General features: G+C 67.8%; 8 protein-coding genes. All 8 read right to left on the bottom strand.

What is annotated here, in order from left to right; translation table 11 throughout:
* Position 1: 1 nt before the first annotated feature.
* The gene (locus VLK31_RS03755; RefSeq protein WP_409167020.1) at positions 2-4,741 is read right to left on the bottom strand and encodes a glutamate synthase-related protein; all 4,740 of its coding nucleotides are present in this window, start codon (positions 4,739-4,741) and stop codon (positions 2-4) included.
* 185 nt (positions 4,742-4,926) lie between these two features.
* The gene (locus VLK31_RS03760; protein WP_409167021.1) at positions 4,927-5,622 is read right to left on the bottom strand and encodes a transposase; all 696 of its coding nucleotides are present in this window, start codon (positions 5,620-5,622) and stop codon (positions 4,927-4,929) included.
* Between the two features lie 59 nt (positions 5,623-5,681).
* The gene (locus VLK31_RS03765; RefSeq protein WP_409167022.1) at positions 5,682-6,569 is read right to left on the bottom strand and encodes a class I SAM-dependent methyltransferase; all 888 of its coding nucleotides are present in this window, start codon (positions 6,567-6,569) and stop codon (positions 5,682-5,684) included.
* Entirely contained in the window at positions 6,566-7,150 is a 585-nt protein-coding gene (locus tag VLK31_RS03770) for a DUF1415 domain-containing protein (RefSeq protein ID WP_409167023.1), read from the bottom strand. Before VLK31_RS03770 ends, VLK31_RS03765 begins: the two co-directional genes overlap by 4 nt.
* Positions 7,147-8,424 carry a CynX/NimT family MFS transporter gene (locus VLK31_RS03775; protein WP_409167024.1) on the bottom strand — a complete coding sequence of 426 codons (1,278 nt, stop codon included), beginning with the start codon at positions 8,422-8,424 and terminating at the stop codon, positions 7,147-7,149. The genes VLK31_RS03770 and VLK31_RS03775 overlap by 4 nt, the downstream gene beginning before the upstream one ends.
* The gene (locus VLK31_RS03780; protein ID WP_409167025.1) at positions 8,421-9,563 is read right to left on the bottom strand and encodes a deoxyguanosinetriphosphate triphosphohydrolase; all 1,143 of its coding nucleotides are present in this window, start codon (positions 9,561-9,563) and stop codon (positions 8,421-8,423) included. The genes VLK31_RS03775 and VLK31_RS03780 overlap by 4 nt, the downstream gene beginning before the upstream one ends.
* The gene (aroB, locus tag VLK31_RS03785) at positions 9,548-10,657 is read right to left on the bottom strand and encodes a 3-dehydroquinate synthase (protein WP_409167026.1); all 1,110 of its coding nucleotides are present in this window, start codon (positions 10,655-10,657) and stop codon (positions 9,548-9,550) included. Before aroB ends, VLK31_RS03780 begins: the two co-directional genes overlap by 16 nt.
* Before the next feature lie 33 nt (positions 10,658-10,690).
* A complete protein-coding gene (locus tag VLK31_RS03790; protein ID WP_409167027.1) occupies positions 10,691-11,239 on the bottom strand; it encodes a shikimate kinase in 549 nt (182 codons plus the stop codon).
* Positions 11,240-11,262 lie beyond the last annotated feature (23 nt).

Raw genomic sequence — 11,262 nt, forward strand, 5'->3', positions numbered from 1 at the left:
CTCAGACGGCGGCCGGTGCGGTCAGCGCATGCGGCTCGAGGCCGGCGTGCGCATTGTTGCCACTGCTCGTGAGCTCGACCTTGCGGTCGTGCAGCTCGGCCAGCGCGCGCTTGTATTCGTTCGGGAACACCTTCACGAACTTGGTGCGCGACACGGCCCAGGTGTCGAGCAGTTCGCGTGCGCGCTTGCTGCCGGTCCAGCGGTGGTGGTCCTCGAGCAGCTTCTTCAGCTGCGCTTCGTCGGTCACGCCGCCGTGCCAGATCTTGCGGTGCACGCTGGCCGTTTGTTCGGCCGAGGTCAGCACCTTGTCCAGCGACACCATCGAGAGATTGCAGCGCGTGGCGAACTGGCCGTCTTCGTCGTAGACGAAGGCAACGCCGCCGCTCATGCCGGCCGCAAAGTTGCGGCCCGTCTGGCCCAGCACGGCCACCGTGCCGCCCGTCATGTATTCGCAACCGTGGTCGCCGGTGCCTTCAATGACCGCCGTGGCACCCGACAGGCGCACCGCGAAGCGTTCACCGGCCACGCCGCACAGGTAGGCCTCGCCGGTGGTCGCGCCGTACAGCGCGGTGTTGCCCACGATGGTGTTGCGCACCGCTTCACCGCGGAAGTCGAGGCTGGGGCGCACCACCACGCGGCCGCCGGACAGGCCCTTGCCGGTGTAGTCGTTGGCGTCGCCGATCAGGTACAGCGTGATGCCGCGTGCCAGGAAGGCGCCGAACGACTGGCCGCCCGTGCCTTCGAGCTGGATGCGGATCGAGTCGTCGGGCAGGCCTTGCGGGTGCACCTTGGTCAGCGCGCCCGACAGCATGGCGCCCACCGAGCGGTTCACGTTGCGCACCACCTCGATGAACTGCACCTTCTCGCCCTTGTCGATGGCGGGACGCGACTTCTCGATGAGCTTGACGTCCAGCGCGCGCTCCAGGCCGTGCTCCTGGTTCTCCACATGGAAGCGCGGCACGTCGGCCGGCACGTTCGGCAGCGCGAACAGGCGGCTGAAGTCCAGGCCCGAGGCCTTCCAGTGCTCGATGCCCTTGCGCATGTCGAGCAGGTCGGCGCGGCCGATCAGGTCGTTGAACTTGCGGATGCCCAGCTGGGCCATGATCTGGCGCACTTCTTCCGCCACAAAGAAGAAGTAGTTGACGACGTGCTCGGGCTTGCCCGAGAACTTCTTGCGCAGCAGCGGGTCTTGCGTGGCCACGCCCACCGGGCAGGTGTTCAGGTGGCACTTGCGCATCATGATGCAGCCCTCGACCACCAGCGGCGCGGTGGCAAAGCCGAACTCGTCCGCGCCCAGCAACGCGCCAATGGCAACGTCGCGGCCGGTCTTCATCTGGCCGTCGGCCTGCACGCGGATGCGGCTGCGCAGGCGGTTGAGCACCAGCGTCTGCTGCGTCTCGGCCAGGCCGATTTCCCACGGGCTGCCCGCGTGCTTGATCGACGACCAGGGCGATGCGCCCGTGCCGCCGTCATGCCCGGCAATCACGACGTGGTCGCTCTTGCACTTGGCCACGCCCGCGGCAATGGTGCCCACGCCAATTTCGCTCACCAGCTTCACGCTGATGCTGGCGTGCGGCGCGGTGTTCTTCAGGTCGTGAATGAGCTGCGCGAGGTCTTCGATCGAGTAGATGTCGTGGTGCGGCGGCGGCGAAATGAGGCCCACGCCCGGCACGGCATAGCGCTGCTTGCCGATGTACTCGGTGACCTTGCCACCCGGCAGCTGGCCGCCCTCGCCCGGCTTGGCGCCTTGCGCCATCTTGATCTGGATCTGGTCGGCCGAATGCAGGTACTCGGCCGTGACGCCGAAGCGGCCCGACGCCACCTGCTTGATGCGCGAACGCAGCGAGTCGCCGTCCTTCAGCGGCAGGTCGACCTCGACGTTCTCGGCACCGATCACGCTCTTGAGCGTGTCGCCCTGCTTGATCGGGATGCCCTTGAGCTCGTTGCGGTAGCGCGCCGGGTCTTCACCGCCCTCGCCCGTGTTGCTCTTGCCGCCGATGCGGTTCATGGCAATGGCGAGCGTGGCGTGCGCCTCGGTGCTGATGGAGCCCAGCGACATCGCGCCGGTGGCAAAGCGTTTGACGATGTCCGCGGCCGACTCGACCTCGTCCACCGGAATGGCCTTGGCCGGGTCGATCTTGAACTCGAACAGGCCGCGCAGCGTGAGGTGGCGGCGGTTCTGGTCGTTGATGAGCTGCGCGTATTCCTTGTACGTGTTCCAGTTGTTGGAGCGCGTGCTGTGCTGCAGCTTGGCAATGGCGTCGGGCGTCCACATGTGCTCTTCACCGCGGGTGCGCCAGGCGTATTCGCCGCCGGCGTCCAGCATGTTGGCCAGCACCGGGTCGTCACCGAAGGCGGCCTTGTGCATGCGGATGGCTTCCTCGGCGATCTCGAACACGCCGATGCCCTGCACGCGGCTGGCGGTGCCGGTGAAGTACTTGTCCACGGTCTGCGTGTTCAGGCCGATGGCCTCGAACAGCTGCGCGCCGCAGTAGCTCATGTAGGTGCTGACACCCATCTTCGACATGATCTTGGACAGACCCTTGCCGATGGCCTTCACGTAGTTGTAGACCGCCTTCTCCGCGCTCAGGTCGCCCGGCAGGTCGGCGTGCATGGCCGCCAGGGTTTCCATGGCCAGGTACGGGTGCACGGCTTCCGCGCCATAGCCCGCGAGCACGCCGAAGTGATGCACCTCGCGCGCCGAACCGGTTTCCACCACCAGGCCGGCCGTGGTGCGCAGGCCTTCACGCACCAGGTACTGGTGCACCGCCGACAGCGCCAGCACGGCGGGAATGGCCACCTGCGTGGGGCTCACGCCGCGGTCGCTGATGATCAGGATGTTGTGGCCGCCCTTGATGGCGTCCACCGCTTCGGCGCACAGCGAGGCCAGCTTGGCTTCGACACCTTCGTCGCCCCAGGCGAGCGGGTAGGTGATGTCCAGCGCGTAGCTCTTGAACTTGCCCTGCGTGTACTTGCCGATGTCGCGCAGCTTCGCCATGTCGGAGAAGTCGAGAATCGGCTGGCTCACTTCGAGCCGCATAGGCGGGTTGACCTGGTTGATGTCCAGCAGGTTGGGCTTGGGGCCGATGAAGGACACCAGCGACATCACGATGGCTTCGCGGATCGGGTCGATCGGCGGGTTGGTCACCTGTGCAAACAACTGCTTGAAGTAGTTGTACAGCGGCTTGTTCTTGCTGGAGAGCACGGCCAGCGGGCTGTCGTTGCCCATGGAGCCGATGCCCTCTTCGCCGGCCTGCGCCATCGGGCTCATCAGGAACTTGATGTCTTCCTGCGTGTAGCCAAAGGCCTGCTGGCGGTCGAGCAAAGCGACCTGGCTCAGCGGTGCGGAGACCGGCTCGGCCTTCACGCTGTCGAGCTTGATGCGCAGGTTTTCGATCCACTGCTTGTAGGGCTTGCTGTTGGCGAGGGTGGACTTGACCTCCTCGTCGTCGATCATGCGGCCCTGCTCCAGGTCGATGAGGAACATCTTGCCGGGCTGCAGGCGCCACTTGCGCACGATCTTCTGCTCGGGCACGGGCAGCACGCCTGATTCCGACGCCATGATGACCAGGTCGTCGTCGGTCACGCAGTAGCGCGAGGGGCGCAGGCCGTTGCGGTCGAGCGTGGCGCCGATCTGGCGGCCGTCGGTGAACACGATAGAGGCCGGGCCGTCCCACGGCTCGAGCATGGCGGCGTGGTACTCATAGAACGCGCGGCGGCGCGGGTCCATGGTGGCGTGCTGTTCCCAGGGCTCGGGAATCATCATCATCACGGCCTGGCTGATGGGGTAGCCGGCCATCGTCAGCAGCTCGAGGCAGTTGTCGAAGGTGGCGGTGTCGGACTGGTCGGCAAAGCTGATGGGGTAGAGCTTTTGCAGGTCCGGGCCGAGCACGGGCGAGGACATGACGCCTTCGCGCGCCTTCATCCAGTTGTAGTTGCCCTTGACCGTGTTGATTTCACCGTTGTGGGCGACGTAGCGGTACGGGTGGGCCAGCGGCCATTCAGGGAAGGTGTTGGTCGAGAAGCGCTGGTGCACCAGGCCCAGGGCCGAGACGCAGCGCTTGTCCTGCAGGTCGAGGTAGTAGGTACCGACCTGGTCCGCCAGCAGCAGGCCCTTGTAGACCACGGTGCGGCTGGACATGCTCGGAACGTAGTATTCCTTGCTGTGCTTGAGCTTCAGGCGCTGGATGTTGGCGCTGGCGGTCTTGCGGATCACGTAGAGCTTGCGTTCCAGCGCGTCCTGCACGATCACGTCGTTGCCGCGGCCGATGAACACCTGGCGCAGCAGCGGTTCCTTTTCGCGCACGGTGGGCGACATGGGCATGTCGCGGTTCACCGGCACGTCGCGCCAGCCGAGCAGCACCTGGCCCTCGGCCTTGATGGCGCGTTCCATCTCCTGTTCGCAGGCCTGGCGCGAGGCGTGTTCCTTGGGCAGAAAGATCATGCCGACGCCGTACTCGCCGGGCGGGGGCAGCGTGACGCCCTGCTTGGCCATTTCTTCGCGGTAAAGGTGGTCGGGCAGCTGAATCAGGATGCCCGCGCCGTCGCCCATGAGCTTGTCGGCGCCCACGGCGCCGCGATGGTCGAGGTTTTCGAGGATCTTCAAGCCCTGCTGCACGATGGCATGGCTTTTTTCGCCCTTGATGTGTGCGACAAAGCCGACGCCGCAGGCATCGTGCTCGTCGGCACCGGAATACAGACCGTGTTCTTGGAGATATTGAATCTCGGCAGCCGTCGTCATGGGCGCGCTCCTTCAGTTTTCGCAGGGAAAGGGAGCATATTGCGATGCACAAAGAATGCCAAACACTTTAATTGGGGTCAGATTCCAATTAAATCCCGACTTTTCTGGTCAGAATTAAATTAGGGACATATTAAAAAGAGAAGCAATGAATTCATGGCAGGCAATGGATCTGCCCGAATTGCAGCTCAGGATTCAGGTGTCGAAGGCGGCCGGCCGGCCTTGCCTTTGACCACGCGACGCTCGGTCGACTTCTGCAAGCCATCCAGAAAATCGTTGTCGCCGGCCGCCCAGCCCCGCAATGTGGCCTCGGTCAGCGCGCTCTGGTCGGCCGCCCGCACCCCGCCGCGCACCAACTCGACATACGCGGCCTCCCGCGCAAAAGGCGTGTTGCCCAGCTCCCAGTACAGCGGGTGCGGCGTCAGAAGCCGGTCGTGCCGCAGGCCGGCGTAGTGGCCGTGGCTGGACCAGGGAAAGTCCCGCGCGTCCGCAGCCATGCCGGCGCGCACCGGGTTCAGGTCGATGTAGGCCATGCAGGTCAGCAGGTAGCGGTCGGTCTGGATCAGCGTCGACCTGTAGCGCCCCTCCCACAGCGTGCCGCTGCGGCCGTGCCGGTCGTTGAAGTAGCGCACATAGCTGCGCCCCACCGACTGCATGAACTGCGGCAGGCCGGTGGTGCTGTCGGGCGTGGCCAGCAGGTGGAAGTGGTTGTCCATCAGCACATAGGCATGCAGCGCGATGCCGAAGCGCACGGCGTTCTCGGCCAGCAGGGCGAGCAGCTTCTCGTGGTCGGCGCGGTCCACGAAGATCGGCTGGCGGTTGTTGCCGCGCTGGATCACGTGGTGCGGCATGTCGGCCAGGGTCAGACGGGGAAGGCGGGCCATGGACTGAGCGGGTGCTGAACGGGTGGTCGGACCGGCCTGTCGGGTTTGGGGACTGGCCTTCAGTCGAGGCGAAAGCGCGTGTCGCCCAGCGTGTCGAGCCCGAACTGCGCCAGCAGCTCGCGCAGCCGCGTCGCCGCACTCGCCTTGCGCTGGCCGGTGTAGCGCGCCAGGATCAGCTCGTTCTTCATGCTGTGCTCCCAGCCCACCAGCTCGGTGACGGTGACGCTGTAGCCGTTGGCTTCCAGGTACAGGCAGCGCAGCACATTGGTGAGCTGGCTGCCGATTTCGCGCGTGTGCAGCGGGTGGCGCCACAGCTCAGCCAGCGGGGTGCGCGCCAGTGCCAGCGCCTTGGTTTCGCGCAGGCAGGCCGCCACCTCGGCCTGGCAGCAAGGCACCAGCACCATGCAGCGCGCCTTCTTGGCAAGGCCGAAGGCGATGGCGTCGTCGGTGGCGGTGTCGCAGGCGTGCAGCGCGGTGACCACGTCGATCTGCTCGGGCAGCTCGCCGGCCTTTGCGGATTCGGCCACGGTCAGGTTCAAAAACGACATGCGCTCGAAGCCCAGGCGTTGCGCCAGCGCGCGCGAACGCTCGACCAGCTCGGCGCGCGTCTCGATGCCGTACACGTGCCCTGCCCCCGGCCGCGCGCGGAAGAACAGGTCATAGATGATGAAGCCCAGGTACGACTTGCCCGCGCCGTGGTCGGCCAGCGTGGCACCGGCGCCCTCCTCCGGCAGCTCCCGCAGCAACTGCTCGATGAACTGGAACAGGTGATACACCTGCTTGAGCTTGCGCCGCGAGTCCTGGTTGAGCCGGCCCTCGCGGGTGAGGATGTGCAGCTCCTTGAGCAGCTCGACGGACTGGCCGGGCTTCAGCACCTCGGCCAGTTCGGCGTCGGCCTTGGCGACCTTGTTCGTCTTCACTTCTTTGCTGGCAGTTTTCATGTTCATGGCTTGGCACTCCCGGGGCCGACGTCGAGCGCGGCCCAGCCCTGGGCGCCCAGCGCCTGGAGGGTGTCGATGTTGCGTTCGAAGATCGCTTGCGCCTCCGGAAACGCGTCGACCGCGCGGTCCACGCTGTCTTCGCGCAGCAGGTGCAGCGTGGGGTACGGCGCGCGGTTGGTGGCGTTGCCCAGGTCGTCGGGCTCGGTGCCGGCGAACTGGAATTGCGGATGAAAGCTCGCCAGCTGGAACACGCCGTCGTAGCCGGCGCGCGCAAGCTGGCGCTCGGCACGGGCCGTGAAGTCGTTGAAGTCCAGAAAGTCGGCCAAGGTGTTGGGTGCAATCAAAAGGGTGGTGTCGCGCACGGCGGCGTCGAGGGCGGCGAGGTCGGCGGCTTGCGCGAGCAGCGCCGCCATCAGGTCGGCGGAAGCGGGGTCATCGGCGGGCTCGTACACGGCGTAGTGAATCTGCCCCTTCACATGCACCGCCTTCGCGAACGGGCACAGGTTGAGGCCGATCACCGCGCGCTCTAGCCAGCGCCGCATGTCGGCTTCGGCCTGAAGGGCGCTGATTGTCGCCGCGCCGCTCATGCCATCTCCGCCGCAGGGCGAATGCGCCCCAGCCGCCGCGCGATGGCCATGCCGATCAGCGAGCAGGCCAGCGTGGCCGTCCAGGTCCAGTGCCACCCGCCGACGCGGTGGGCCACCCACGCCACCGCCGGCGGCGCCAGGAACTGCCCGAGGGACGACGCCTGCTGCATGAGCCCGATCGTCGTCGACACGGTGGAAGGCCCGGGCGCCAGCCGCACGCCCAGCAGGAACAGCGTGGCCGGCACCATGCCGCCGCCCAGCGAGAACGCGCACACCGCGATGTAGCGCAGCGCGGGTGGCAGGCTCAGCGCGTCGCTGCCCTGCCCCAGTTGCGCGAAGGCCGCGACGCCGCCCAGCGCCATCGTCAAGAAGCCAAGTTGCAGCAACCGCTGCGGCGCCACGCCGCGCTGCAGCCAGCGGCCGCCAGCAATATTGCCGACGATGTTCATGGCCGCGGCCAGCGCGGTCAGCACCGCGTTCCAGCCGGGCGGCACGCCGGCGCCGGCGTAAATGGCCGGCAAGAAGCCGATCACGGCCATCCACTGGGCCGAGTACACAGCGAACGTGAGGCCCACGAGCCACGGAGCGCGCGCGCCGACCGTGGCGCGCAGGCGCGACGACCAGCCGGCGGTGCCCTGCCCGGAGGCCGCCGCCGCACGCGAACCATCGCCCGGCACCACCAGCCACACCCAAAGCGCGGCCAGCGCCGACACCAGCGACAGCGCCCACCACCAGTCGGCCCATCCGCCCCACGCGATCAGCGCGGGCCCCAGCAGCAACGCCAGCGCCACGCCAAGCGGCATGTAGGCGCCCCACAGGCCCAGCGCGGCCTTGTCGGCGCCCGGCGGGGTCAATGCGCGGATGAGGCCTGGGCCCGGCATCACGGCCAGCAGAAAGCCGATGCCCTCGACGGCGCGCAGCGCCAGCAGCCACTGCACGGCATGCGCCTGGCCCAAAACGCCCGCGCCGACCAGCCCGCCCAGCAGGCTGGCGACCGTCAGCACGCCCAGCCCGGTGAGCATGCTGCGCCGCAGGCCGATGCTGTCGGCCGCGAGGCCGGCGACCAGGCCCAAGGTCATGCTCGCCACCTGCACCAGGGACAGCAGAAAGCCGGCCTCCACCAGACCGATGCCGAGCGAGGCCTGCAGCGCCGGCACAGCGGGCGGCAGCTTGCCCAGGTGCAAGGCGCCGCTGACGCCGCCCAGCAGGACGGCAAAGGCGGCGACGGGCACGCGCGGCCGTGCAGCCCTTGCAACCTCGACGGAAGCGTTCACGCGATGCCCCGGCGGCCCGTGAGCCGCTCGTGTTCGCGCATGGCGAACCGGTCGGTCATGCCCGCGATGTAGTCGGCCACCGCGCGGTGCCTGTCGTCGCGCTCGGCATAGGAGTCGGGCATTTCGGCGCTGCGCGCGAGGTAGGCGTCGAACAGCTCGCGCACCACGTCCTGCGCCTGGTCGGTGGTCTGCGTGACCTGCGGATGGCGGTAGAGGTTGTGAAAGAGAAAGCGCTTGAGGTCTTCCGACTGCGCCTGCATGGCCTGGCTGAAGGCCACCACCGGCGGCGCACGGCGCACGCCGTCCGCATCGGCCGGCGCGAGAGTTTCCAGCGCGGCGCGCGTGGCGTCGATCACGTCGTAGACCTGCGCGCTCAGCATGCGCCGGATGGTCTCGTAGAGCACGCGGCGGCCCTGCAGCTGCGGATACTCCGCCATCGCCTCGCGGCGGTAGCGTTCGAACAGCTCGACCTCGGACAGCTGCGCCAGCGTGATCAGGCCCGAGCGCACGCCGTCGTCGATGTCGTGCGCGTTGTAGGCGATGGCATCGGCCAGGTTGCACAGCTGGGCTTCAAGGCCCGGCTGCGTGCGGTCCAGGAAACGCCGGGCCACCCCGCCGGGCTCCGCCGCCTCGATGCGCTCGGCGTTGGCGCGGGAACAGTGCTTCAGGATGCCCTCGCGGGTCTCGAAGCTGAGGTTCAGTCCGTCGTACTGCGGATAGCGGTGCTCCAGCGCATCGACCACGCGCAGGCTCTGCAGGTTGTGCTCGAAGCCACCGTGCGCGGCCATGCAGGCGTTGAGCGCGTCCTGTCCGGCATGGCCGAAGGGCGTGTGGCCCAGGTCGTGCGCCAGGGCAATGGCCTCGACCAGGTCTTCATTGATGCGCAAGGCCCGCGCGATGGAGCGGCCCAGCTGGGCCACCTCCAGCGAGTGCGTGAGCCGGGTGCGAAACAGGTCGCCCTCGTGGTTCAGGAAAACCTGGGTCTTGTAGACCAGCCGGCGAAAGGCCGTGGAATGCACGATGCGGTCGCGGTCGCGCTGGAACGCATCGCGCGTGGGCGCGGGCGCCTCGGCATGCCGACGGCCGCGCGAGTGCGCGGGCTGGCAGGCATAGGCCGCGAGACTCATCCCGCGCAGCATTGCGCGAGCACTTCGCGCACCAGCGCGTCGGGCGCGCCGCGGACCACGGCGCTGCCGGGCCTGTCGATCACCACGAAGCGGATCTCGCCGGCTTCGGATTTCTTGTCGACCCGCATCAGCGACAGATAGCGCTCCGCCCCCAGCGCCGGGCCCACCGTGGGCAGGCCGGCGCGCTGGATCAGCCGCGTGAGCCGCTCGACGAAGGCGGCGTCGATACCGCCGAGCCGCTGCGACAGGTGCGCGGCCATGACCATGCCGCAGCCCACGCCCTCGCCGTGCAGCCATTCGCCATAGCCCAGGCCCGACTCGATGGCATGGCCGAAGGTGTGGCCGAAGTTGAGGATGGCGCGCAGGCCGGTCTCGCGCTCGTCCTGGCCCACCACCAGCGCCTTGATTTCGCAGCTGCGCTTGACGGCGTACGCCAGCGCGGCCGGGTCGCGCGCCACCAGCGCGTCGATGTTCGCTTCGATCCAGTCGAAGAACGCCATGTCGTGGATCGGGCCGTACTTGATGACCTCCGCCAGGCCGGCGCTGAGCTCGCGCGGCGGCAGCGTCTGCAGCGTGGCCAGGTCGCACACCACCAGCTGCGGCTGATAGAACGCGCCGATCATGTTCTTGCCCAGCGGGTGGTTGATGGCGGTCTTGCCGCCTACCGAAGAATCGACCTGCGCCAGCAGCGTGGTCGGCACCTGAATGAAAGGCACGCCGCGCATGTAGCTGGCGGCGGCAAAGCCGGTCATGTCGCCGACCACCCCACCGCCCAGGGCGAACAGCACGGTCTTGCGGTCGCTGCCATGGCCCAGCAGGTCGTCGAAGATCAGGTTCAGCGTCTGCAGGTTCTTGTGCACTTCGCCGTCGGGCAGCTCGAGCAGGTGAACGGTGCGAAAACGCCCCGCGAGGGCAGTCTGCAGCGCCTTCGCATACAGCGGCGCCACCGTGGTGTTGCTGACGATCAGGGCGGAAGCGGCCGCGGGCACGGCGGCAAAACTCTGGGGGTCGTCCAGCAGGCCGGCACCGATGAGGATGGGGTAGCTGCGGTCGCCGAGCTGGATGTCGACGCGTTCTGGCAAGGCGGGAAGTACGGGCAAAGGCATGGCGGCGAGTTTAGGCGCTGCGGCCGGGCGGGGTCAGGCGGCAGGATCTTCCGGGTGGGCGCCTGGCTCGACGATGCCGGCCAGTTCCAGCTGCATCACGATGATGTTCACCAGCATCGCAATGGAGGGGCGGCCGGTATCGACCACGTCGTGCGCGGTCTGCCGGTAGAACGGATCGCGCGCATCGTGCAGCTCACGCAACCGGCCCAGCGGATCGGCCACCTGCAGCAAGGGGCGCTTGACGTCGTGGCGCAGGCGCCGGAACAGGTCTTCGGGGGTGGAGCGCAGGTAGATCACGTGGAAGTGATCGCGCAACTGGCCGCGGTTGGCATCCCGCAGCACCGCGCCACCGCCGGTGGCCAGCACGCCGTGGGCGTTGGCCGCCAGGTCGGCGATCACGTTCTGCTCGAGATCCCGAAAGGCGGCCTCGCCTTCGCGGTCGAAGTAATCGCGAATCGAGCAGCCAATGCGCTGCTCGATCACATGGTCGGTGTCAATGAAAGGAAGGTCCAGCCGCATGCCCAGGCGCCGGCCCACTGCGGATTTTCCGGCGCCGGGCAAACCGACAAGTGCGACCGCCACGCGGTGGCTGCTACGCCCGCGCG

The sequence above is a fragment of the Variovorax sp. H27-G14 genome, from assembly GCF_046156345.1.
GTDB lineage: Bacteria > Pseudomonadota > Gammaproteobacteria > Burkholderiales > Burkholderiaceae_C > Variovorax.